Raw genomic sequence first — 21721 nt, 5'->3', positions numbered from 1 at the left:
CCTAGTGGCGGCGACCCGCCTGCATCCATTGATAAACTGCAAAATGCAGATTTGGAATATCTTGGCCGTACACAATTTCAAGAGTGTGACCTGCAATCACTGTTTTGTGTTTTTGTGGCATACGTTCGGATTCACTCTCGGACAAATCAACAACCAGATTTATTGTGGTTTGAGGTGCGAAATTTGCATTCAAAATCCCAAGATTTCGTGCTTCGATCATTCCTTGAATATTAGGGGCAGGTTTTGCAAACACATTCGTGTCTGTCGCGAAAACCTCAACTTGATCGTCCCCTACCAACTGTGCGCCCAACCCCATCAAGGCAAGCCCGAGTTGTGATTTTCCAGCGCCCGATTTTCCGACAATCAAAACGCCAAAACCGTTTAACGTCACACAGGTTGCATGAACCAAGCCCGTTGAAATATCTGACTTCACAAGGGTAGTCCAACGATGAACCTTGCGCCAATCGGATCCGCGCCAACCTCGTCGCCATCATCATGGATATTTTCAGCCCAGATAACACCGCCATGCGCCTCTACAATTTGTTGTGATATGGCAAGCCCAAGACCCGAATGGTTGCCAAAACTTTTCTCCGGGCGTTGAGAATAAAAGCGGCGGAAAATTTTCTGTAAGCTTTCTTCGGGGATACCGATACCAGTGTCTTCGACCACGACCAAAATACGGTTTTGTCGAATGCGTGCCCAAACACGCACTGCGTCACCCTCACCGCAAAACGAAATCGCGTTGGTGACTAGGTTTACAAAAACCTGTGCGAGTCTTTCTTCTAGCCCATCGAACATGATTGGCTTGGACGGTTTTGACCAGATCAGTTCAACACCTTTTTCTTTGCCTTCCATCGCCAAAAATTCGGTGATGCGTTGCAACATTAATGTCAGATCAAATTCAGATGTTTCTTCGTTCACCAGCTCGCCATCAAGTCGCGATGCGTTTGAAATATCGGACACCATGCGGTCCAGTCGTTGCACATCGTGCTCTAAAACATTCAATAGCTCTGTGCGTTTGGGGCCGTCTTTGGCAATGCGCAATGTTTCAACCGCAGATCGCATTGATGCCAGCGGATTTTTAATCTCATGAACAACATCCGCGGCAAAGCGTTCGTTGGTATCAATCCGATCATACAATGCATTGATCATTTCACGCATCGCAGCGGACAAACGCCCAATTGCATCTTGTCGACCGGCCAGATCAGGGATCAAACTTTGAGCAGTTTCTTCATCGCCTAGTTGCGCAGTTTTGCCAATTTCCGCTGCACGTGCCAAATCGAAAAGTGGGTTCGAAATGGTGCGCGCCACCAAATATGAAAACACAACTGCCAACAACAGGCTTAAGATATAAAATACGAACAACCCATTGCGAAAACTGTTCCCGGTTAATTCCAACAATCCAGGTGGTACATTCAAAACGACCGCGCCAACCGCATTGTTTTCAAATGTGATTGGATAACCCGCCCCCATTAATGCCAAACCATCCTGCGAAGTTGCAGACATCAAACCCGTTTCACCCTCAAGAGCAGCACTGGCAACGATTGCCGAAAAATCCGTATTATCACGCGGGCCAAGTCGCCCGCCAAATCGATTGATAAACTGGACAATGCTTTCGATGAAACCCAATCGCACGGCATCTGGTTCTCCGTTTGCATCCGCAGTCGAAAGTTTTTGCGCCGCTTTTTGCGACACTAAAATACCCTCTGCGGTGAAAATGCTGATCTCGACTTCGTCAAGGGCTGGCACATTTTGTGATGCCGCTTGCAGCCGCGAAACCATATTGGCCGATGCACGATCCTCTGCGGCGTCAAATGACACCAACTTTGCAATCAATTCTGATTGCACCAACAGATTTTCTTTCTTTAGCGCAATTGAATCATCTTGGGTTTGCCACATAATTAATGCGCCCAAGAATAATAACGAAATCGCGACCGTAGCAGATAGAAATATCCGCCGTGTTAACGCGAATCCGCGAAAATCGAAAAACCGCTGCGCAGCATACTGTGACCGAAGCCCAGGATCGCCGAGCCAACCATCGGTTGAAACGGGTTCTTGCTCTTCAACTGACAATCAATTCATCCTTGCATGCATGATGATGCTTAGCTTTCGGTATAGCGATAACCGATACCATACAATGTTTCGATCGCAGAAAAATCATCGTCAACCGTGCGCATTTTTTTACGCAATCGTTTGATGTGGCTATCGATTGTACGATCGTCCACATATACTTGGTCATCATAGGCAACATCCATTAATTGATCTCGGCTTTTTACAAAACCGGGGCGCAAGGCCAATGCCTTTAACAACATAAATTCCGTCACTGTTAAGGAAACATTCTGACCTTTCCATGTCACTGCATGGCGTAACGGGTCCATGATCAAGCTTCCGCGTTCGATCAATGCTTCGCTTTCTTCGCGCTCTGTACCTTCTTCGTCAGCGGCACCACGGCGTAACAACACCCGAACGCGTTCCAACAACAAACGTTGCGAAAACGGTTTTTTGATATAGTCATCCGCGCCCATTCGCAGGCCAAGCACCTCGTCAATTTCATCATCTTTGGAGGTTAGGAAAATCACAGGCATTTGCGTCATTTGGCGCAAGCGTCCCAATAAATCCATGCCATCCATACGCGGCATTTTAATATCCAACACCGCCAAATCGGGCAAATCTTTTGACAGTGCGGTCCATGCCTGCAAACCATCAGTGTACGTTTCAACTGTATAACCTTCTGCCTCAAGCATCATCGCAACAGAGGTAAGAATATTCCGATCGTCGTCAACAAGTGCAATTCTGGCCATTTTGTCCCCAATACCAACTAGATATGCTATTTTCGTAGACTATTGATACGGAATCAATAGCTAAGTCGATTCGTTGTCGTAATCTGCACTTTTCACATCGTTAGCGCTAACTGTTTGTCATTTAGGCATTTTTTCGAAACAAAAATACAAACTGCGCCATAATGACCACCGATTAGCCGTTTATTTGGACGCTTCAAGTGTTATACGAACCAGACATTCTGGTGGTTGCCAAACGCGCCAACCCGCGATGGCACCAACACAAAGCTGCAAATAATCGCGCAAAAAATTTGCGCGCAAAAGGAGCCTAAATATGGAAACTGGTCGCGTTAATCCAGCATTCAAGCTGGAAGAAACTGGCATTTCCGGCGTAAAAACCGCGCATTACAATTTATTGGAACCTGCGTTGATCCAAGCCGCACTGAAACGTGGCGAAGGGGAACTGGGCAATGGGGGCGCATTTCTTGTTTCCACTGGCGAATACACAGGTCGTTCACCCAAAGACAAATTTGTGGTTGATGAACCATCTGTCAAAGACACGATTTGGTGGGAAAACAATCCACCAATGGCAATGGATGCGTTTGAACAATTAAAGACAGATATGTATGCGCATATGCAAGGCGGCGAATATTTCGTACAAGATCTGTTTGGCGGCGCAGACCCAGAACATCGATTGAACGTACGTATGGTGACAGAACTGGCATGGCACGGTTTATTTATCCGCACCATGTTACGCCGCCCAGAGGCATCTGAATTGGATGATTTCATCCCTGGTTTCACGGTTGTAAACTGTCCCACATTTCAAGCCGACCCTGCAAAACACGGATGCCGTTCAGAGGTTGTGATTGCAATTTCGTTTGAACAAAAATTGATCCTAATTGGTGGTACGGAATATGCGGGTGAAAACAAAAAATCCGTGTTTTCAATCCTGAATTACCTATTGCCTGAAAAAGGCATCATGCCAATGCATTGTTCCGCCAATCATGCGATTGGAGACACTGACGATACAGCCGTTTTCTTTGGCCTGTCTGGCACAGGTAAAACAACATTATCTGCCGATCCTAATCGCGTTTTGTTGGGAGATGATGAACACGGTTGGTCGGACAAAACCACGTTCAATTTTGAAGGTGGATGTTATGCGAAAACCATCAATCTATCTGCCGAGGCGGAACCTGAAATTTACGCGACCACGCATAAATTTGGCACGGTGATCGAAAACATGGTTTACGATCCATATACCAAAGAATTGGATTTTGATGACGATAGCCTGACCGCAAATATGCGGTGCGCTTATCCGTTGCACTATATTTCAAACGCTTCTGATGATTCAATCGGGGGTCAGCCCAAAAATATCATCATGCTGACATGTGATGCTTTTGGTGTGTTGCCTCCGATTGCACGCCTAACACCGGCACAAGCGATGTATCATTTCCTGTCTGGTTTCACGTCAAAGGTTGCAGGCACAGAACGTGGCGTAACCGAACCACAGCCAACGTTTTCAACCTGTTTTGGTTCCCCCTTCATGCCACGTCGCCCCGAAGTTTACGGCGCATTGCTCCGCGATAAAATTGCGGCAAATGGTGCGACTTGCTGGTTGGTGAATACCGGTTGGACGGGTGGTGCTTATGGCACAGGTTCTCGTATGCCGATCAAGGCAACACGTGGTTTGTTGACAGCGGCGTTAAACGGTTCGTTGAACAACGTTGAATTCCGCAAGGATGCAAATTTCGGGTTCGAAGTTCCTGTCGCAGTTGATGAAGTTGACAATGCGTTGCTCGACCCAAAATCCACTTGGGCTGATGCGCAAGCATATGACGAAGCTGCCGCAAAATTGGTTGGCATGTTCTCTGACAATTTTGAACAATACGAACAATATGTCAGCGAAGATGTTTTGGCACAGGCCGTCAAAGCAAGCTAACGCAATTCGAATAATACAATGAACGAAACCCGTCTTTTGGCGGGTTTCTTTTTGCGTAAAAATCAAATCTATATTATGATTTTAACATGAAATATTTTGCATTAATCATCGCGCTGGCCCTGTCAGCCTGCCAAAAGGATGAAACCATTTCAGGACAAACTGGAACCGATGGCACATGGTTACTACAACGCCTAGAAGGGAAACCTGTTGGCGTTGAAATCACCTTGGAATTTCCCCAAAAGGGTCGCGTGATTGGCAAGGCGCCATGTAACCAATATTTTGCAGATCAAGTCGCACCACTTCCGTGGATCAATATTGAAACCATCGGAGCAACTCGGCGCGCATGCCCACAATTGAAATTGGAACAGCAATATTTTCAAGCGCTGACTCAGGCCACATTGGCAGAGGTTCAGGGTGACGTATTGATCATGGAATCAGAAGGCGGCGTTGTGTTGGAATACAAACGTTTGCCTGCATCCTAGTTATCCACTGACATGGCCAATGTGCGGCTAATGCGGGTATAGCTTTCACCGCTTTGGTCATGCCAAACATTAAATGCATTTTGAATTTTTGCTTGTGCCGTTTTGGATGTGGTTGGTCCATCAATGACACCTGCGTGTTGTAGTGCGGTTGCCACAGAACGGCTAAGGATGAAACAATCCTTGCCCATGAAACGTAAGGCATATTGCCCTGTGGTACCGCCCAAACGTGATCCCCGCTTTTTCATCAATTGCCACAAACCAACCAGATCAGAGCTGGGCCACTCACCAATGCATTTGGCAGCACTTCCATATTCTTTTGCCAGATCAGACAGAAAAATCGCGTTGTCGCGCACCGATAAAATCTTGGTTGCGTGGCGAACAATATCGGTGTTTTTCAAATGCGCATCCAAATCATCGTCGGACATAAAAACATTGCGTGTTATGTCAAAGCCATGAAAAGCAGATTCGAAACCTGGCCATTTCTTTTCGACCACGGACCAATTGAACCCAGCCTGAAAAACCCGCTTGGAAAATTCGGATAGGATTCGATCATCGGATAATTTGCTGACATCAAAAATATGGGCATGTTCAGAAACGAGTTTTTCCAAGGCTGCATCACCGCCTTTGCGTTTTGCTGCGCGATCTTTGATGGTGCTAAATTTTTCCAATTTGTCCTCCTATAGTCGCTTCTCCAACGCGCGAATTAAACGTGCGCGTGCATCTGGTATCGGCCGATTTCCCAATGCGGGTGCCAAAGACGATTGTAAAAAATAACCAGTTAACTGCAAAGCATTCAATATTTCTTGTTTATCATCGCTATCAAAGCCATTTCGCAAAAAATCAGGTAGCACTAATAAACGATCCGCCCATTCACCCGCACCTTCTTTGCTGACAGCCCGTCCTGTTTTTGGTGATACGTAAATCAATTCCTGCGTCACCCCCGTCACCGCACAACTGGATAAATCCATCCCGTATCCCAAATCATCCAACAGCAACATTTCCCAATGGGCATAGGCCGCCGCCCATGGAACGCGCCCATCAATGCGATCCAACAGATCAATCGTTCTGGCATAAAGTTCAGGTAGTTCCATTCGTTCAGGAAACGCAAATTGAATCAAAGAACAGACCGCGCCAAGCCCAGACAACCCCATCCGATCAGACATGATCATGCTACGCGATTGCAAAGGTTCCACATGAAAATTGCCGAGGTGTTCTTCTAGTCGCGCGCGCCATTCCAATGCCACCTGTGCACCGGGCTGCAACAATGGTGCCATCTTGCGTGATGATCCACCACGCACGACACCGGCATGGCGTCCTTTTTCCTGTGTGAATACATCGATGATTGCGCTGGTTTCACCAAATCGGCGCACACCTACAATCACCCCTTGCCCAGACCATTCCATGACGAAAGACTAGCCGCTTAGCCCGTCTTCGTCCAACAAATGTCGGCCTTGCTTATCTTCGATTTCGATGATCCATATGTCGGGATCGAAACGACGTTGTTTTGCACATGCGGCATCGACATCGGATTCCGCACCTTCGCTGAGCGTGACCCAGACCCGATTGCCATCCAGATCATAGGATCGTTGATACAGATAGGCCTGACCATCAAGCGTGTTTAGCTTGACCAAAACCGCACCTGCCGTTGCATCACCCTTTGCCGTGACAAAGGCAGGGATATCCGCCAATTGTAATCGGCGGCGATACGCCCCAACCCAGAAATCTGTGGTAACGCGCGGGGTCATTTGGTGTCTTTGAAATCAAGTCCCATTTCGGTGTAACGCTCTTGTTCGTTTTCCCAATTTGGGCGCACTTTGACTTGCAAAAATAGGTGCACTTCTCGCCCCATCATTTCTGCCAGTTCTTTGCGTGCCATCATGGATACGGTTTTGATCCCCTCGCCCTTGGGTCCCACGGTAATGCCCTTGTGACCTTCGCGTGCGACATAGATCACTTGGTCGATGCGCACGGAGCCATCCTTGCGCTCGTTCCAATGTTCGGTTTCCACGGTCAACGCATATGGCAATTCTTGGTGCAGGCGCAGCATCAGTTTTTCGCGTGTTACTTCGGCCGCCAACATGCGCATTGGGACATCTGCGATCTGATCTTCGGGATAGAGATATGGCCCTTCTGGCAATACATCACAGAGGTATTGTTCTAAACCTTTTACGCCAAAACCTTTTTCCGCAGAAATCATGAATGTTTGCTCGAATGGGAATTTTTCATTCAGACTTTCGGTCAGCTCCAACAAAACTTCTGATTTCACCTTGTCGATCTTGTTAATTGCCAACGCAATTTTTTGTTTGCCACCAATACGCGTTTGCAAACCATCCAAAATCATTTCCACACCTTTGGTGATGCCACGATGCGCCTCGACCAGCAAAACAACCACATCCGCATCGGCCGCACCCGTCCAAGCGGCGGCAACCATTGCTTTGTCCAATTTACGACGCGTACGGAACAGACCAGGTGTGTCTACAAACACGATCTGTGTATTTGGCGCCATTGCGATCCCGCGAATACGCGCACGTGTTGTTTGCACCTTATGCGTGACAATCGAAACTTTCGCGCCGACCATTTTGTTCATCAATGTGGATTTACCCGCGTTAGGTTCGCCTATCAGCGCCACAAATCCGCATTTCGTTTTTGGTTCAGTCATCGTCTAGCTCCGACAATAATTTTTTCGCTGCATCTTGTTGTGCTTGGCGTTTTGAGTTGGCCTTGGCGCTGGCGCTGCGGCCGTCGGCCAAAATGGCAGTCACTTGAAAAACTGGGGCATGATCGGGGCCAGTGCGGCCCACGTCTTTGTAACTGGGTGGGGGCATTTTTCTGGCCTGCGCCCATTCTTGTAATGTGGTTTTAGCATCGCGCGCGTCGGCCTCTGCGTTTTGCACACGATCACCCCACAAGCGCAAAATCAAATCACGTGCGGCGTCAAACCCGCCATCACGATAAACGGCGGCAATCACGGCCTCCATTGCATCGCCAAGGATTGCTTGTTTACGCCGCCCACCCGAAATCATTTCCGATCGTCCCATTTTGAGCGCCAATCCCAGATCAATCTGTTGTGCAACTTCTGCACAGGTTTCTTTGCGCACCAGCGCGTTAAAGCGCGGGGCGAGCAATCCTTCGGGGGCATTTGGATCATGATCAAGCAATGCTTCGCTGATGACCAATCCCAGCACACGATCGCCCAGAAATTCAAGTCGTTGATTGTCTTCGCGCGCAGGTGAACTGAGCGATGAATGTGTCATCGCACGAATAAGATATTCTGGGGATTTAAAATCATACCCAAGACGGGTTGAAAAATCCTTGAGTTCGGCTGCTAGTTTCAATCGAGTGCCTTAAAGAAACGGTCTTTGCGCCATGTCCAGAATGCCAAAATTCTGCTACCCGCTGAAGAAAAGATAACACGATCAGCGCGGCCAACCAAATTTTCGAACGGAACGAAACCAACCCCACCAACATTTGCGGGAATACGGCTGTCACCTGAATTATCGCGATTGTCACCCATGAAAAAATATTGGCCTTCGGGAACAGTATAAAGCGGCGTTTGATCCGTATAAGATTGGCCAATATTCAAAATTGTGTGTTCCACGCCATTTGGAAGTGTTTCTTTTAACAATTCTTTTTCACAATCACCACCAACCGCGACAGGGTTGTTTGTGCAACGTGGTGTGTTGCGCATCGGGCCTTGTTGATTATTGGTTTCAACAAATGTACCGATTTCTTGTTGTGGAACGGCCTTGCCATTCAAATGTAAAATCCCATCAACCATCTGCACGGTATCGCCAGGTTTGCCAACCAAACGTTTGATGAAATCAACCTTGGTTACAGGGTGTTTGAAAACAACAATATCGCCGATTTCAGGTTCTTCTGCCCAGATCCGTCCCGAAATTGGGCACAACGACCAAGGACATGAATATTTTGAATACCCATAAGCCATCTTGTTGACGAATAAAAAATCACCGATCAGCAGCGTGTTTTTCATTGATCCCGATGGAATCCAAAAAGGTTGGAATAACAGTGTGCGGATCACGCCCGCCAACAATAATGCATAAACAACGGTTTTGATCGTTTCAGCGAATGCATCCGATCGCTTCATTTCGTTATTCATATTGCCGTCCTATAAATTGTTTAAAGCTAAATGTACCTAGAAGCGATGCGAGTCAACCATTGCCCGTCGTTGGATGGGCTTCGATCATCACAATCGCATGTGCCCACGGGTGATCATCTGTCAAAGAAACGTGAATAGTGGCGGTATGATTGGCTGGCGTTAATTCATCAAGACGACGTTTCGCCCAGCCCGTTAATGTCATTGTTGGCTGGCCTGTACTGATATTCGCCACGGCCATGTCTTTCCACGCGATCCCCATGGCAAGCCCTGTGCCCAACGCCTTGGAACAGGCTTCTTTCGCAGCCCAGCGTTTTGCGTATGTCCCCGCCACATCCTTGCGTCGTTCGGCCTTGGCTTGTTCAATTTCTGTAAACACACGGGTTTTGAAACGCTGACCAAAACGATCAAGCGTGCCTTGGATACGTTCGATATTCGCCAAATCCGTGCCGACACCAATAATCATGCGCGCGCTTCATCCATCAGATTTCGCATTTGTTTGATCGCAGGCTCCAATCCCAAAAATATCGATTCACCAATCAAGAAATGCCCGATGTTTAATTCCATCACTTCTGGGAATGCAGCAACAGGTTTCACCGTTTCATAGTTAAGTCCGTGCCCAGCATGCACCTCCAGCCCCAATGATTTCGCGAATTTTGACATATCACGCAACCGTTCCAATTCAGCGTCGCGTTCGGTCAGTCGACCTTCGGCATGGGCATCACAATATGCACCTGTATGCAATTCGATAACGGGTGCACCAATACGTGCAGCGGCCTCGATCTGCGCCGGTTCTGCAGCGATAAAAATAGACACGCGGCATCCCGCATCACGTAAGGGTGCGATAAAATCACCGATGCGGTTTTCCTCGCGTGCGAGTTCAAGACCGCCTTCGGTGGTGCGTTCCTCTCGTTTTTCAGGGACGATACACACGGCGTGTGGGGTGTGTCGCAGCGCAATTTTTTGCATTTCTGGCGTGGCCGCCATTTCGAAATTCAACGGCACAGTTAACCCCGCCATCAGGGATTCAATATCGCCATCCGTAATATGGCGTCGATCTTCGCGCAAATGCGCGGTGATACCATCCGCACCTGCTTGTTCTGCCAAGAGTGCAGCACGCAACGGATCGGGGTATTGCCCCCCACGTGCATTTCGCACCGTCGCAACGTGATCAATGTTAACGCCCAAGCGCAAGATATTTGATTTTTTGTTCGCGCCAGTCATTTTCAATCTCTCCTGAAATTTAAGGCAAGGCTACTGAATCATTTAACGTGCGTCAGCGTCATTTTGATGTTTTTCACGATTTTCTTGGATTTTCGCCAAAAGCTTGGCACGGCGGCGCTTTTGATAAGCAACGATCAACGGCTTGCTGATGAAATAGGTCGCAACCGCAGTGATCAAACCAGGGATAATCCCACCGACCATGTAAGGCACCATTATTTTGCTGAAAAATTCAAAAATGCCATCCCAATTGCTTGGCTCGTACCCAAATAATGCGCGCACATTTCCCCACATGGCGCGACCGGCCTCTCCAAATCCATGTTTAATCTTGTGCCACACTGTTTCATCACGTGCGTACCCAAGTATCCACAACCCCGTGCGATAACTGATTGTTGCGATGAATGGGAATGTAATTGGATTGCCGATGAACGTGCCGAGCAATGACGCCAAAACATTGCCGCGCAAAATGAATGCCACAAATGCAGCGATAAAAAAGTGAAACCCAAAAAATGGGCTAAAACAGACAAATGCACCACTTGCAAATCCAAGGGCGATACGATGGGGCGTATCCGGCAATCGTTTAATGCGATGCCCCATATATTCGATTGCACGTCGCCACCCCGAACGAGGATAGAAAGCCTCTTTGAAGCTTTCCCAATAACTAAGTGGGTTTCGACGTTTGAACACGGGCCTGACGTGACCTTTGTTGAATTAATAATAAAATCTATGCAAGCACGGGTTGGCGTTTCGTTTGTTTGACTTGGGCGATGTCCGAATCGGCCTCTACTGCGGTTACAACATTCATCAAATGTTCCACATCACGCACCTGAATATCAATGTCCACGCGGTAAAAATCTGGTTTTTTATCAACAAAGGTCAAATCGCTGATATTGGCGTTTTGTTCGCCAATCAGGGTGCAAATGCGCCCCAGAACACCTGCGTCATTTGCCATAGTAATTTCAACAGTTGCGATGTTGTTCGGGGCACCTTTCCCGTCTGTCCAGCGCAGATCGATCCAGCGTTCTGGTTGATCTTCGTAATCAATCAATGTGTCACAATGAATGGTGTGAACCAATACACCTTTGCCCCGTGTCGCGATTCCAACGATGCGTTCACCTGGCAACGGCTGACAACATTCGGCGGGCTGTGCGAATTGTTCGGGGTCAAGCCCAACGATACGCCCTGCGGGTTGATTAACTTCGCCTGATTGATCGTGTAATAATTCTGGATACAGCGCCTTAACCAGATCGGCACCGGTCATTTCGGCGCTTCCCAGTGCGGCAAGCAGGTCATCTTTTTTGGGCAATCCCAGTTTTTTCGCAGCCGTTGATAACGCCTTATCCGATGCGCGTTTTCCAACATGTTCCAATGCCACCCGCGCCAATTCAGCACCAAGTTTTACAAAACCCTCACGATGTTCTTCGCGCAAGGCACGACGAATTGCTGTGCGTGCACGGCCCGTTTTTGCGATTTCCATCCATGATGATTGCGGACGTTGACCAACTGCGGTTTGAATATCCACCGATTGCCCATTGCGTAATCGCGTCCACAACGGCACGCGGTGGCCGTCCACCTTGGCCCCGACACAGGCAGCACCGATGCGTGTGTGAATTGCATAAGCAAAATCAATTGGCGTTGCACCACGCGGCAGGCTGATCACATCACCCTTGGGGGTGAAACAGAACACCTGATCCGCGAACATTTCCAATTTCACATGTTCAAAGAATTCTTCGTGATCATCCGAACCTTCGATCCGTTCATTCAATGACGCGAGCCATTCAACAGGATCAACGCTGAACTGGTTGCTGGCCTGACGCCCATCACGATAAGCCCAATGTGCTGCGACCCCCACTTCTGCCATTTCGTGCATGTCTTGGGTGCGAATTTGGATTTCAACCATTTTGCCATCGCGACCAGATACCGTGGTGTGAATTGAACGATAACCGTTTGATTTTGGCTGGCTGATGTAATCTTTGAACCGCCCTGGCACGGCCTTCCAGCGGCGATGAACAACGCCCAGCGCACGATAGGAATCTTCTTCGCTATCGGTGATAATACGGAAACCATAAATGTCGCTTAGGCGTGAAAAGCTTTGCTTTTTCTCTTCCATCTTGCGCCATACAGAAAACGGTTTTTTCTCACGCCCTGAAATTTTTGCGGTGATATGCGCGGCGGACAAAGCTTCGCGAATGTCTTTGGTAATTTGGGGAATCAAATCACCTGTTTGGCTGCGCAGCGTGATAAAACGGCGGATGATCGAACTTCGCGCTTCTGGGTTTAGAACCTGAAATGACAGATCTTCCAATTCCTCACGCATCCATTGCATACCCATGCGACCCGCAAGTGGGGCAAAGATATCCATGGTTTCTTGGGCTTTTTTAATCTGCTTTTCAGGGCGCATATGTTTGATCGTGCGCATATTGTGCAAACGGTCAGCAAGTTTCACCAACAAAACGCGCAAATCCTTGGACATTGCCAAAAACAGTTTGCGAAAATTTTCAGCCTGTTGCGTTTCCTTGGACGACAATTCGATATTGGTCAGTTTGGTCACACCATCCACCAAATCGGCAATTTCTTGGCCGAACATATCGGTGACTTCTTGATAGGTGGAATTGGTGTCTTCCACCGTGTCGTGCAACAATGCCGTAATCAGTGTTGCGTCATCCAAATGTTGCCCTGCCAATATGACAGCGACTTCGATAGGATGCGTGAAATAGGGTTCGCCCGAATGGCGTGTCTGGCCTTCGTGCATTTTTAATCCATATGCATAGGCCATACGGATTTTTTCGGCATTTGATTTTGGATTATACGTGCGAACGTGATCGATAAGGGTTTCAACGTCGATCATTGCCGCGATCCTTCCCGATGGGCGCCAACCAATATTGGCGCCCGTTACAGGTTATTTTGCTTCCTGTGCTTCCATCAAGGCGCGCAACAAGTTTTCGTCATTCATATCGTCGCCAGGCTTGTCATCTTCACCACCCATCAACAATGCCATTTGATCTTCTTCTGGCTCGTCAACTTCGATTTGTGTTTGGTGGCTTTCGATTGCAGCTTCGCGCAGATTTTCCGCTGTTAGCGTTTCGTCTGCGATTTCGCGCAATGCCACAACTGGATTTTTATCATTGTCGCGTGGAACGGTTAATTCTGATCCAGATGAAATTTCGCGCGCACGGTGTGCAGCAAGCATAACCAAATCAAAACGGTTTGGAATTTTATCGACGCAATCTTCAACGGTGACACGTGCCATGGGTGTACTCCAACTGTATGGGTAATTCAAAGGCTGTGCATAAGGGTTTTCAAACAAAATGGCAAGGCCAACAACCCTATAATTTAGTGATCCCGATTTGACCCGTTTCGCCCAGCGCATCCAACATTTCCATTGTGGTTTTCCCAAACACAGGATGAACCCAATCGGGTGCCACATCTGCCAAGGGGACCAACACAAACCCACGATCCTGAATACGCGGGTGTGGTAATATCAATGTATCAGGCGTTTCGATCATCTGTCGATCAAGTGGGAGATTGATCCAATCATCCACAACTTGTTGATTTGGTAAAATTTCGTCACCATGGTACAGTAAATCCAAATCCATTGTTCTTTGTGCCCAACGGCCATGACGGGTGCGACCAAGTTTTGATTCGATATTGTGCATTATTTCCAGAAGTTGTGACGCAGTAAATTCCGACTGCACTATAATTACCGCATTCACAAAATCAGGCCCGGCCCCTTTAGGAAAGGCAGGTGTAACGTAAAACGCACTTTGTTTTACAATTTTAAGGTTTTCTTGACCAATCAATGTAACGGCTTGTTCAACCAAACCGCGTGTAGTTGCCGTTACGTCAAAGGCATTTGAGCCGATTGCGACCGCGGTAAAAAGTGATTGTTTCAAGGGATTTTCTTCTTGCGTTGTCAAAATTACTGCCTATTCATCAAGTGTCGGTCGGCACATAAACACGCAAATTTATATATTGTCGACCAGCGTGATTTAAGAAAGGATCTTTAATGTTTTATCGCGACGAGCGTTTAGCTCTCTTTATTGACGGATCAAATCTCTATGCCGCAGCCAAGGCATTGGGCTTTGATATCGACTATAAACTGTTGCGTACCGAGTTCATGCGCCGTGGTAAATTGCTACGCGCATTTTATTACACTGCCTTGTTGGAAAGTGAAGAGTATTCGCCCATCCGCCCATTGGTCGATTGGTTGAACTACAACGGTTTCACGATGGTTACGAAACCCGCCAAAGAATACACTGATTCGATGGGACGACGTAAGGTTAAGGGCAACATGGATATCGAACTTTGCGTCGATGCTATGGAATTGGCTCCACATGTCGACCATATTGTGTTGTTTTCAGGTGACGGCGATTTCCGCCCGTTGATTGAATCGTTGCAACGCCAAGGTGTTCGCGTATCGGTTGTTTCCACAATCCGATCCAACCCTCCGATGATTTCTGATGATCTGCGCCGTCAGGCCGACAATTTCATTGAATTATACGAACTCAAAGATGTTGTCGGGCGTCCACCGCGCCCAGAAGACGAAGCTATGCCAAGCATGGCACCAGAAATGGCTGAAACAGAATAAAGTTAGGGCGCCCAGGTTGGCGCCTTTTCTTTTGCTTTCGTTCGGTCAATCTTGGCGTTAAAACAACGCCATGACAAAACAACATTTACATCTTTATCTTGCTGCACCGCGCGGGTTTTGTGCGGGCGTTGATCGTGCGATCAAAATCGTTGAAATGGCGATCGAAAAATGGGGCGCACCTGTATATGTACGCCACGAAATTGTGCACAATAAATTCGTGGTCGACAGCTTGCGTGACAAGGGCGCGATTTTCGTCGAAGAATTGGCTGAATGTCCCGATGATCGCCCCGTTATTTTTTCCGCCCATGGCGTACCAAAATCCGTGCCAACCAAAGCCCAAGCGCGCAATATGATATACGTTGATGCAACCTGTCCGTTGGTTTCCAAGGTCCATATCGAAGCAGAGCGCCATCACAAAAACGGATTGCAAATGGTCATGATTGGCCATGATGGACATCCCGAAACCATTGGCACGATGGGTCAATTGCCCGAAGGCGAGGTATTGCTGGTTGAAACCCCCGATGATGTGAAAACCCTGCGCCCACGTGATGAAAACAAACTTGCATTCATCACTCAAACCACACTGAGCGTTGATGACACCGCGGAAATTGTCACCGCACTCAAATCGCGCTTTCCAAACATCATCGGCCCACACAAAGAAGACATTTGTTACGCCACAACAAATCGCCAAGAAGCAGTCAAAGCAGTGGCACCCACGGTTGATGCCCTTTTGGTGATCGGTGCACCAAATTCATCCAATTCCCGCCGTTTGGTCGAAGTGGGTGCAAAGGCGGGATGCAAATATTCACAACTGGTGCAACGCGCGAATGATATTGATTGGCGTGCCTTGGATGGGATCAAATCAATTGGTATTACCGCCGGTGCATCTGCGCCCGAAATTTTGATCAACGAAGTTATTAATGCATTTGAACAACGATACGACGTTACCCGCGAAATCGTAGAAACGGCCGTGGAAAACGTTGAATTCAAAGTGCCCCGCGTTTTGCGCGAAGCCAGTTAATGTTCGGGATTCCACGTTTGACATTTTGGTTCAGCATCCTTGGGCTGCTGCCGTTCTATCTGTCGACGATGGCGTGGTATAACGATTTTATTCATGATGCTATTTTAGAAATTTATGGCCCACCCGCGCGGCTGTTTGGAACATATGCCATTGTGGTGTTTGGTTTTCTTGGCGGTGGATATTGGGCCGTTGTTTCACGTGATCAGTCTGAACGTAAAACCCATTACATGATGGCGATTTGGCCCGCATTTTGGATTTTCTTCTTTTTTGCTTTTCGTGGCGGTTTGCGTCCGATTATCATTCCAACCGGGTTCGCATTGTTGTTAATCAACGACTGGTATTTTGTGAAACAGGGTCTGTTCCCCTCTTGGTGGATGCGCAACCGTATTTTCGTAACCCTCGCCATTTTGGCTTGTTATCTTGTTCCGATCTTTGACTATCAAATTCAAACCATATTGGAACGTATTGGCGGACTATAATCACATGACCGATATTCAAACCATTCAAACATATGACAAAAAAGCCGAAGAATATAAAAATTTGATCAGTCGCGACGCACCAGATGCCGACCTAACCCGTTTTATCAATGCAATTCCCGTTGGTGGGCGGGTGCTTGATCTTGGATGTGGCCCTGGGAATTCTGGCGCATTCATGGTCCAAGCTGGATTGAAAGTGGATGCCACAGATGCATCAATTGAAATGGTAAAACTTGCCAAAGAAAGCTTTGGCTTGAACGCGGTACAACAACAATTTCATGAATTGTCAGCTGTCGATGAATATGATGGCATTTGGGCAAACTTTAGTTTGCTGCACGCCAAAAAATCAGAAATGCCCGAATTGTTAAATAAAATTCACACTACCCTCAAACCCGATGGAATTTTACATTTGGGTTTGATGATTGGTACGGGTGAACGGCGGGAATTTTTGGGGCGATTTTATGCCTATTACCAGCCAGATGAAGTGGACGCGTTATTGCGCGCGGCAAAGTTTACGCCGACACACTTGCGTACGGGGGCATCAACTGGCATGTCGGGCACAGAAAAACCATTTATGATTGTGACCGCACGTGCCTGAACTTTTTGCTTATACCGATGGAGCATGCTCTGGAAATCCCGGCCCAGGGGGGTGGGGTGCAATATTGATCGCACGCAACGCGGACAAAATACTGAAACAGCGTGAATTGAACGGCGGAGCCGAACAAACCACCAATAATCAAATGGAGTTGATGGCCGCGATTTGCGCACTTGAAGCATTGGAAAAGCCAAGCACACTTACGCTTGTCACAGATAGCTCTTACGTCAAAGATGGCATTACCAAATGGATTTTTGGGTGGAAAAAAAATGGCTGGCGCAATGCAGCCAAAAAACCTGTGAAAAACGCCGAATTATGGCAGCGGTTGGATACAGCGGCACAGCGGCATAATGTTACTTGGGAATGGGTCAAAGGCCATGCGGGCCACCCCGAAAACGAACGCGCCGACGAATTGGCGCGCGCAGGAATGGAACCATTTAAACCTGTTGATTAGCGCCCGCTAAAATACGTGCGGTAAATCCAGATCAGAACAACCACACCAAATATCGCACCCACAAACAGGCTCAGCACACCAGATGTGCCAAGCATGACATTCATCAGACCACGTAACGCAAAGCTACCTAAAATCGTGCCCAAAACGCCGATCGCGCAGGCCATATAAATATTGACGTTCAATTTCATGAAATGCGCGCCTAAAACACCAGCCGCCGCACCAACGATAAGCACCAAAAAAACAGGCATGTTCCCTCTCTTTCCCAATATATATAGGGATTTTCTGTGAAAATTTAAGAGCGCAACGATTTACCCTTGGCCAATTCAAACCCGCGTTGGAATATTTCTGCGTCCATCGGCCCCTTGCCCGCACGCTGTAATTTCAACAACTGAACGGCGCCAGACTTGCACGCAACGCTGAGGTGATTATCCAAAATGGTTCCTGCATCACCTTCCATGTCTACGGTCTTGCTCATCAAAACTTTGATGCGATTTCCATCAATTTCGAACCATGCACCGGGGAATGGTGACAAGGCGCGGATATGACGATCAACGATTTCTGCTGATTGATCCCAATTGATCGCAGCCTCTTCCTTGGTGATTTTTTTGGCATATGTCACGCCATCTTCTGGCTGTGTGATCGCGGTGAGCTGATCCAACTGTGCCAAGGTTTCAACAATCAAATCCGCGCCCAACTGTGACAGTCGATCATGAAGCGTCGCGGTTGTATCCTCTGACTTAATTTTTGTCGTGCAACGTGTCAAAACGGGGCCCGTATCAAGCCCTGCTTCCATTTGCATGATGCAAACGCCCGTTTCATCATCACCGGCCATAATTGCGCGATGGATGGGCGCTGCACCGCGCCAACGTGGCAAAAGCGATGCGTGGATATTTAAACAACCATTGATCGGCGCATCCAATATAACCTGTGGTAAAATCAAACCATAGGCGACCACCACCGCGACATCCGCATTCAGCGCAGCAAATTCTGCAATGTCATCTTTGTCTTTGAAATTTAAAGGTGTGCGAACGGTTAGTCCCAATTGTTCTGCGCGAACATGAACGGGTGTTAAACGATCTTTCTTGCCTCTTCCAGCTGGGCGTGGTGGTTGACAATAAACAGCAGCAATTTCATGCCCTGCATCCACAAGAGATTGCAAAACGGGAACGGAAAAATCGGGTGTGCCCATAAAAACAACGCGCATTGAGTTATCCTTTTTTGGCAATCTTCGCAGCCTTTGCCAGCAGCATTTTACGTTTCACGCTGCTCAGATGATCAAAATACATCTTACCGTTCAAATGATCAATTTGATGTTGAACTGATGTTGCCCACAGACCAACAAAATCGCGCTCAACCTGTTCGCTGTTTTCATCGAGATAGGTAACAGTCACCGCACGTGGGCGTTCAATTTTCGCCCAAACGTCGGGCAAATTTGGGCTACCTTCGGTGTGTTCGCGCAACTTTGCAGATTGATGCAATATTTCGGGATTGGCCATGCGTACCGGTTCATTACCCTTTTCGGAACAATCCATCACTGCCAGCCGTTTGGTGAAGCCAATTTGTGGTGCACCCAAACCAACACCGGGCATCGCATACATACTGTCCAACATATCATTCCAGATTTCGTGGACCTGATCGTCAATGGTTTCAACAGGATCACAAATTGTACGCAAACGTTTGTCGGGGTACGGAATGAATGGGCGAATGGCCATTACGCCCGCGCCAAATCTTTTTTGAACTTCACCATTTTCTTGGTCATCATAGACCGTTTAATGCGGCTCAAATGATCGATAAACAATGTACCGTTCAAATGGTCCAACTCATGCTGTGCACATGTCGCCCAAAGCGCATCAAAATCTTGTTCATGCAATTTTCCCGCCACATCATAAAACCGCATTTTCACCTGTGCAGGGCGTTCGACATCTTCGAATAATTCAGGCAGAGACAAACAGCCCTCGTTATGAATATTCGTTTCATCCGAATGCCAAATGATTTCGGGATTAATTAACACCATGGGTTCTGGCGTTGCATCCTTTTCAGCGCAATCCATCACAAAAACGCGCTGCAAAACACCCACCTGTGGCGCGGCCAAGCCGACACCAGGTGCGTCATACATGGTTTCCAGCATATTATCGGCAAGCGCACGGATATCGTCGTTGAAATCTTCAACAACATCGCAGTTCTTTTTCAATCGCGGATCTGGGTGCAAAATAATCGGTAGTAAAGACATATCGCAGACCTAGCCCAACGCAAATGCGCACGCAACAGGATAAAGCACTTGCCCATCGGTATCAGGACGCTAGCATGCCGATAAACAAATGAGGGTAACATGAGCCTAGACGACATTAACGATCAATTTGATAACACCATTAATCGCATCGGAACCCATAGCGCAAAATGGGATTTGTTAGAACCTCTTTACGGCGTGGACCCAAATGAAGGAATCGCAATGTGGGTGGCGGATATGGATTTTCGCCCTCCTCAACGCGTGTTGGATTGTGTGCAAGAAATGCGCGACCATGGGATTTTTGGATATTACGGTGATGATAAATCTTATCGTAGCGCAATCGTGAACTGGATGAAAATGCGCCACGGGTGGGATGTTGATCCATCACATATTTTTACGACACATGGTTTGGTGAATGGCGCCGCACTTTGTCTACAAACATTTACTAAACCAAATGACGGGGTCGTAATTTTCACGCCTGTTTACCATGCATTTGCCCGCGTCATCAAAGCAAACAATCGCAAAGTTGTTGAATGTGAATTGGCAATTGTTGATGGGCGCTATGAAATGGATTTCGACGCCTATGAAAAACAGATGACGGGCGATGAAACAATGCTGATCCTCTGCTCGCCGCACAATCCTGGTGGGCGCGTGTGGACGCAAAGCGAACTTTCCCAAGTCGCAGATTTTTGTGAAAAACATGATCTGATTTTGGTTTCGGATGAAGTTCATCACGATATTGTCTTTGGACAAACACGACACATCCCAATGACCAATGCAGCACCTCATATCGCACATCGTTTGGTGATGATGACCGCAGCATCCAAAACCTTTAACATCGCAGGTGCACATGCGGGTAATGTCATTATTGCCGATCAAACTTTGCGCGAAAAATTTGCCGCAACCATGGCGGCGGGTGGAAACTCGCCCAACAGTTTTGGTATTTTCATGACCGAAGCGGCATACACAGGTGGTGCAAACTGGGTTGATCGCCTGATTGCTTATTTAGATGAAAACCGAAAAATATTTGATGCGGGTATTGCGGAAATTCCTGGACTGAAATCAATGCCGCTTGAGGCAACCTATTTGGCATGGGTGGATTTCAGCGATACGGGGATGACACGCAAAGAATTCACCGAACGCACACAAAACATTGCTCAAGTGGTTGGTAATCACGGCACCACATTTGGCAAAGGTGGCGAAAATTTCCTACGCTTTAACCTTGGCACACAGCGCAGTGTGGTTATCGAAGCTGTCGCACGCCTAAAGGATGCGTTTAAAGATCTGCAATGATGCGAAAGCTGAAACGATTATTCCTTTTATTAATATTGGCCACGGGCGTTGGTTTACTGTGGCTATATCTGGAACGTGTTGAACCGCCCGCCCCGATAAATGTGCCAATAGTTGGTCAGGTTGATCGTATAATCATCGAAAAATCCGCGCGCAAAATGACCCTTTATCAGAATGAAAAACCCGTGCGCGAATATGCAATCGCGCTCGGGTTCGCGCCAGATGGTGATAAATGGAAACAAGGCGATGGTAAAACACCCGAAGGTGTTTTTAAAATCAATCGACGCAATCAAAACAGCAAATATACGTTGTCACTTGGAATCGATTATCCCAAGCCCGAGGATATCACACGTGCCCGCAATGGTGGATATGATCCAGGTGGTGACATTTTCATTCACGGACAACCAAACAAAGTCGCCGAAGGATTTAAGGTTAAGGGCGACTGGACCGCGGGTTGTATTGCGGTAACCAACCCTGAAATACGCGAAATTTGGAATGTCACGCCGATGGGAACTATCGTTGAAATACGGCGCTAGA

The 21721-nt window shown here is 47.6% G+C and carries 28 protein-coding genes; 9 read left to right on the top strand and 19 right to left on the bottom strand.

The window, feature by feature from the left end:
• Nucleotide 1: 1 nt before the first annotated feature.
• The 3 genes from BFP76_RS13935 to BFP76_RS13925 are packed head-to-tail and all read right to left on the bottom strand — an operon-like array spanning nucleotide 2 to nucleotide 2801.
• Nucleotides 2-433, bottom strand: a complete 432-nt coding sequence (locus BFP76_RS13935; RefSeq protein WP_099594553.1) for an HPr kinase/phosphorylase — start codon at nucleotides 431-433, stop codon at nucleotides 2-4.
• On the bottom strand, nucleotides 430-2073 hold the full coding sequence (locus BFP76_RS13930) for a sensor histidine kinase (RefSeq protein WP_114365326.1): 1644 nt from the start codon (nucleotides 2071-2073) through the stop codon (nucleotides 430-432). The genes BFP76_RS13935 and BFP76_RS13930 overlap by 4 nt, the downstream gene beginning before the upstream one ends.
• Before the next feature lie 29 nt (nucleotides 2074-2102).
• Entirely contained in the window at nucleotides 2103-2801 is a 699-nt protein-coding gene (locus BFP76_RS13925) for a response regulator transcription factor (RefSeq protein ID WP_099594552.1), read from the bottom strand.
• A gap of 310 nt (nucleotides 2802-3111) precedes the next feature.
• Here BFP76_RS13925 and BFP76_RS13920 point away from each other — a divergent pair, with 310 nt between their 5' ends.
• Nucleotides 3112-4716: a phosphoenolpyruvate carboxykinase gene (locus tag BFP76_RS13920; RefSeq protein WP_099594551.1), complete on the top strand. Its 1605-nt coding sequence runs from the start codon at nucleotides 3112-3114 to the stop codon at nucleotides 4714-4716.
• An 86-nt stretch (nucleotides 4717-4802) separates the two neighbouring features.
• Entirely contained in the window at nucleotides 4803-5198 is a 396-nt protein-coding gene (locus BFP76_RS13915) for an META domain-containing protein (RefSeq protein ID WP_099594550.1), read from the top strand.
• Here the strand turns inward: BFP76_RS13915 and BFP76_RS13910 are convergent.
• The 12 genes from BFP76_RS13910 to folK form a co-directional block, all read right to left on the bottom strand.
• A complete protein-coding gene (locus BFP76_RS13910; protein WP_099594549.1) occupies nucleotides 5195-5866 on the bottom strand; it encodes a DNA-3-methyladenine glycosylase I in 672 nt (223 codons plus the stop codon). The two genes, BFP76_RS13915 and BFP76_RS13910, sit on opposite strands and share 4 nt — an antisense overlap.
• Nucleotides 5867-5875: 9 nt before the next feature.
• The gene (gene recO, locus BFP76_RS13905; protein WP_099594548.1) at nucleotides 5876-6601 is read right to left on the bottom strand and encodes a DNA repair protein RecO; all 726 of its coding nucleotides are present in this window, start codon (nucleotides 6599-6601) and stop codon (nucleotides 5876-5878) included.
• A 9-nt stretch (nucleotides 6602-6610) separates the two neighbouring features.
• Nucleotides 6611-6943, bottom strand: a complete 333-nt coding sequence (locus tag BFP76_RS13900; protein WP_099594547.1) for a DUF1491 family protein — start codon at nucleotides 6941-6943, stop codon at nucleotides 6611-6613.
• Complete coding sequence (gene era / locus BFP76_RS13895; RefSeq protein ID WP_099594546.1) at nucleotides 6940-7857, bottom strand: GTPase Era; 918 nt, start codon at nucleotides 7855-7857, stop codon at nucleotides 6940-6942. The genes BFP76_RS13900 and era overlap by 4 nt, the downstream gene beginning before the upstream one ends.
• Entirely contained in the window at nucleotides 7850-8533 is a 684-nt protein-coding gene (rnc, locus tag BFP76_RS13890) for a ribonuclease III (protein ID WP_099594545.1), read from the bottom strand. The genes era and rnc overlap by 8 nt, the downstream gene beginning before the upstream one ends.
• Nucleotides 8530-9315: a signal peptidase I gene (gene lepB / locus BFP76_RS13885; protein ID WP_099594544.1), complete on the bottom strand. Its 786-nt coding sequence runs from the start codon at nucleotides 9313-9315 to the stop codon at nucleotides 8530-8532. The genes rnc and lepB overlap by 4 nt, the downstream gene beginning before the upstream one ends.
• A gap of 52 nt (nucleotides 9316-9367) precedes the next feature.
• Nucleotides 9368-9778 (bottom strand): holo-ACP synthase, encoded by a 411-nt coding sequence (gene acpS, locus BFP76_RS13880; RefSeq protein WP_099594543.1) that lies wholly within the window; start codon nucleotides 9776-9778, stop codon nucleotides 9368-9370.
• Entirely contained in the window at nucleotides 9775-10536 is a 762-nt protein-coding gene (locus BFP76_RS13875) for a pyridoxine 5'-phosphate synthase (RefSeq protein ID WP_099594542.1), read from the bottom strand. The genes acpS and BFP76_RS13875 overlap by 4 nt, the downstream gene beginning before the upstream one ends.
• Before the next feature lie 42 nt (nucleotides 10537-10578).
• Nucleotides 10579-11220: a DUF2062 domain-containing protein gene (locus tag BFP76_RS13870; protein WP_099594541.1), complete on the bottom strand. Its 642-nt coding sequence runs from the start codon at nucleotides 11218-11220 to the stop codon at nucleotides 10579-10581.
• A gap of 37 nt (nucleotides 11221-11257) precedes the next feature.
• Nucleotides 11258-13381: a RelA/SpoT family protein gene (locus BFP76_RS13865; RefSeq protein ID WP_099594540.1), complete on the bottom strand. Its 2124-nt coding sequence runs from the start codon at nucleotides 13379-13381 to the stop codon at nucleotides 11258-11260.
• A gap of 51 nt (nucleotides 13382-13432) precedes the next feature.
• The gene (rpoZ, locus tag BFP76_RS13860) at nucleotides 13433-13783 is read right to left on the bottom strand and encodes a DNA-directed RNA polymerase subunit omega (protein ID WP_099594539.1); all 351 of its coding nucleotides are present in this window, start codon (nucleotides 13781-13783) and stop codon (nucleotides 13433-13435) included.
• A 76-nt stretch (nucleotides 13784-13859) separates the two neighbouring features.
• The gene (folK, locus tag BFP76_RS13855; RefSeq protein ID WP_165775727.1) at nucleotides 13860-14426 is read right to left on the bottom strand and encodes a 2-amino-4-hydroxy-6-hydroxymethyldihydropteridine diphosphokinase; all 567 of its coding nucleotides are present in this window, start codon (nucleotides 14424-14426) and stop codon (nucleotides 13860-13862) included.
• 113 nt (nucleotides 14427-14539) lie between these two features.
• On the opposite strand from folK, the gene BFP76_RS13850 reads away from it, so the two are divergent.
• The 5 genes from BFP76_RS13850 (at nucleotide 14540) to rnhA (ending at nucleotide 17667) form a co-directional block, all read left to right on the top strand.
• Nucleotides 14540-15121 carry a LabA-like NYN domain-containing protein gene (locus tag BFP76_RS13850; protein WP_099594537.1) on the top strand — a complete coding sequence of 194 codons (582 nt, stop codon included), beginning with the start codon at nucleotides 14540-14542 and terminating at the stop codon, nucleotides 15119-15121.
• A 70-nt stretch (nucleotides 15122-15191) separates the two neighbouring features.
• Nucleotides 15192-16142 carry a 4-hydroxy-3-methylbut-2-enyl diphosphate reductase gene (gene ispH / locus BFP76_RS13845; protein ID WP_099594536.1) on the top strand — a complete coding sequence of 317 codons (951 nt, stop codon included), beginning with the start codon at nucleotides 15192-15194 and terminating at the stop codon, nucleotides 16140-16142.
• Nucleotides 16143-16159: 17 nt separating this feature from the next.
• Nucleotides 16160-16621: a DUF3429 domain-containing protein gene (locus tag BFP76_RS13840; protein ID WP_165775726.1), complete on the top strand. Its 462-nt coding sequence runs from the start codon at nucleotides 16160-16162 to the stop codon at nucleotides 16619-16621.
• Nucleotides 16622-16625: 4 nt separating this feature from the next.
• Nucleotides 16626-17216, top strand: a complete 591-nt coding sequence (locus BFP76_RS13835) for a class I SAM-dependent DNA methyltransferase (protein ID WP_099594534.1) — start codon at nucleotides 16626-16628, stop codon at nucleotides 17214-17216.
• Entirely contained in the window at nucleotides 17209-17667 is a 459-nt protein-coding gene (gene rnhA / locus BFP76_RS13830) for a ribonuclease HI (RefSeq protein ID WP_099594533.1), read from the top strand. Before BFP76_RS13835 ends, rnhA begins: the two co-directional genes overlap by 8 nt.
• On the opposite strand, the gene BFP76_RS13825 is transcribed toward rnhA, so the two are convergent.
• From BFP76_RS13825 to def (BFP76_RS13810), 4 genes are read right to left on the bottom strand one after another with little or no spacing between them, the layout of a single operon-like run.
• Complete coding sequence (locus BFP76_RS13825; RefSeq protein WP_099594532.1) at nucleotides 17664-17915, bottom strand: GlsB/YeaQ/YmgE family stress response membrane protein; 252 nt, start codon at nucleotides 17913-17915, stop codon at nucleotides 17664-17666. The two genes, rnhA and BFP76_RS13825, sit on opposite strands and share 4 nt — an antisense overlap.
• A 44-nt stretch (nucleotides 17916-17959) precedes the next feature.
• Nucleotides 17960-18871 (bottom strand): methionyl-tRNA formyltransferase, encoded by a 912-nt coding sequence (gene fmt, locus BFP76_RS13820; protein ID WP_099594531.1) that lies wholly within the window; start codon nucleotides 18869-18871, stop codon nucleotides 17960-17962.
• A 4-nt stretch (nucleotides 18872-18875) separates the two neighbouring features.
• A complete protein-coding gene (gene def, locus BFP76_RS13815) occupies nucleotides 18876-19379 on the bottom strand; it encodes a peptide deformylase (RefSeq protein ID WP_099594530.1) in 504 nt (167 codons plus the stop codon).
• Entirely contained in the window at nucleotides 19379-19897 is a 519-nt protein-coding gene (def, locus tag BFP76_RS13810) for a peptide deformylase (RefSeq protein ID WP_099594529.1), read from the bottom strand. The genes def (BFP76_RS13815) and def (BFP76_RS13810) overlap by 1 nt, the downstream gene beginning before the upstream one ends.
• Before the next feature lie 99 nt (nucleotides 19898-19996).
• Between def (BFP76_RS13810) and BFP76_RS13805 the strand changes: the two genes are divergently transcribed.
• Entirely contained in the window at nucleotides 19997-21187 is a 1191-nt protein-coding gene (locus BFP76_RS13805) for a MalY/PatB family protein (RefSeq protein ID WP_099594528.1), read from the top strand.
• Complete coding sequence (locus tag BFP76_RS13800; protein WP_338064517.1) at nucleotides 21184-21720, top strand: L,D-transpeptidase family protein; 537 nt, start codon at nucleotides 21184-21186, stop codon at nucleotides 21718-21720. The genes BFP76_RS13805 and BFP76_RS13800 overlap by 4 nt, the downstream gene beginning before the upstream one ends.
• Nucleotide 21721: the final 1 nt, after the last annotated feature.

The sequence above is a fragment of the Paramylibacter kogurei genome (assembly GCF_002742285.1).
GTDB classification, from domain to species: domain Bacteria; phylum Pseudomonadota; class Alphaproteobacteria; order Rhodobacterales; family Rhodobacteraceae; genus Amylibacter; species Amylibacter kogurei.
This window is presented reverse-complemented; position numbering and strand designations above follow the sequence as displayed.

Excerpts from the sequence above, each read along its gene's own strand:
- BFP76_RS13925 (WP_099594552.1), bottom strand. The coding sequence starts at position 2,801 with ATGGCCAGAATTGCACTTGTTGACGACGATCGGAATATTCTTACCTCT.
- BFP76_RS13920 (WP_099594551.1), top strand. The coding sequence starts at position 3,112 with ATGGAAACTGGTCGCGTTAATCCAGCATTCAAGCTGGAAGAAACTGGC.
- BFP76_RS13915 (WP_099594550.1), top strand. The coding sequence starts at position 4,803 with ATGAAATATTTTGCATTAATCATCGCGCTGGCCCTGTCAGCCTGCCAA.
- recO (WP_099594548.1), bottom strand. The coding sequence starts at position 6,601 with ATGGAATGGTCTGGGCAAGGGGTGATTGTAGGTGTGCGCCGATTTGGT.
- BFP76_RS13900 (WP_099594547.1), bottom strand. The coding sequence starts at position 6,943 with ATGACCCCGCGCGTTACCACAGATTTCTGGGTTGGGGCGTATCGCCGC.
- era (WP_099594546.1), bottom strand. The coding sequence starts at position 7,857 with ATGACTGAACCAAAAACGAAATGCGGATTTGTGGCGCTGATAGGCGAA.
- lepB (WP_099594544.1), bottom strand. The coding sequence starts at position 9,315 with ATGAATAACGAAATGAAGCGATCGGATGCATTCGCTGAAACGATCAAA.
- acpS (WP_099594543.1), bottom strand. The coding sequence starts at position 9,778 with ATGATTATTGGTGTCGGCACGGATTTGGCGAATATCGAACGTATCCAA.
- BFP76_RS13875 (WP_099594542.1), bottom strand. The coding sequence starts at position 10,536 with ATGACTGGCGCGAACAAAAAATCAAATATCTTGCGCTTGGGCGTTAAC.
- BFP76_RS13865 (WP_099594540.1), bottom strand. The coding sequence starts at position 13,381 with ATGATCGACGTTGAAACCCTTATCGATCACGTTCGCACGTATAATCCA.
- rpoZ (WP_099594539.1), bottom strand. The coding sequence starts at position 13,783 with ATGGCACGTGTCACCGTTGAAGATTGCGTCGATAAAATTCCAAACCGT.
- BFP76_RS13850 (WP_099594537.1), top strand. The coding sequence starts at position 14,540 with ATGTTTTATCGCGACGAGCGTTTAGCTCTCTTTATTGACGGATCAAAT.
- ispH (WP_099594536.1), top strand. The coding sequence starts at position 15,192 with ATGACAAAACAACATTTACATCTTTATCTTGCTGCACCGCGCGGGTTT.
- BFP76_RS13835 (WP_099594534.1), top strand. The coding sequence starts at position 16,626 with ATGACCGATATTCAAACCATTCAAACATATGACAAAAAAGCCGAAGAA.
- BFP76_RS13825 (WP_099594532.1), bottom strand. The coding sequence starts at position 17,915 with ATGCCTGTTTTTTTGGTGCTTATCGTTGGTGCGGCGGCTGGTGTTTTA.
- fmt (WP_099594531.1), bottom strand. The coding sequence starts at position 18,871 with ATGCGCGTTGTTTTTATGGGCACACCCGATTTTTCCGTTCCCGTTTTG.
- def (WP_099594530.1), bottom strand. The coding sequence starts at position 19,379 with ATGGCCATTCGCCCATTCATTCCGTACCCCGACAAACGTTTGCGTACA.
- def (WP_099594529.1), bottom strand. The coding sequence starts at position 19,897 with ATGTCTTTACTACCGATTATTTTGCACCCAGATCCGCGATTGAAAAAG.
- BFP76_RS13805 (WP_099594528.1), top strand. The coding sequence starts at position 19,997 with ATGAGCCTAGACGACATTAACGATCAATTTGATAACACCATTAATCGC.
- BFP76_RS13800 (WP_338064517.1), top strand. The coding sequence starts at position 21,184 with ATGATGCGAAAGCTGAAACGATTATTCCTTTTATTAATATTGGCCACG.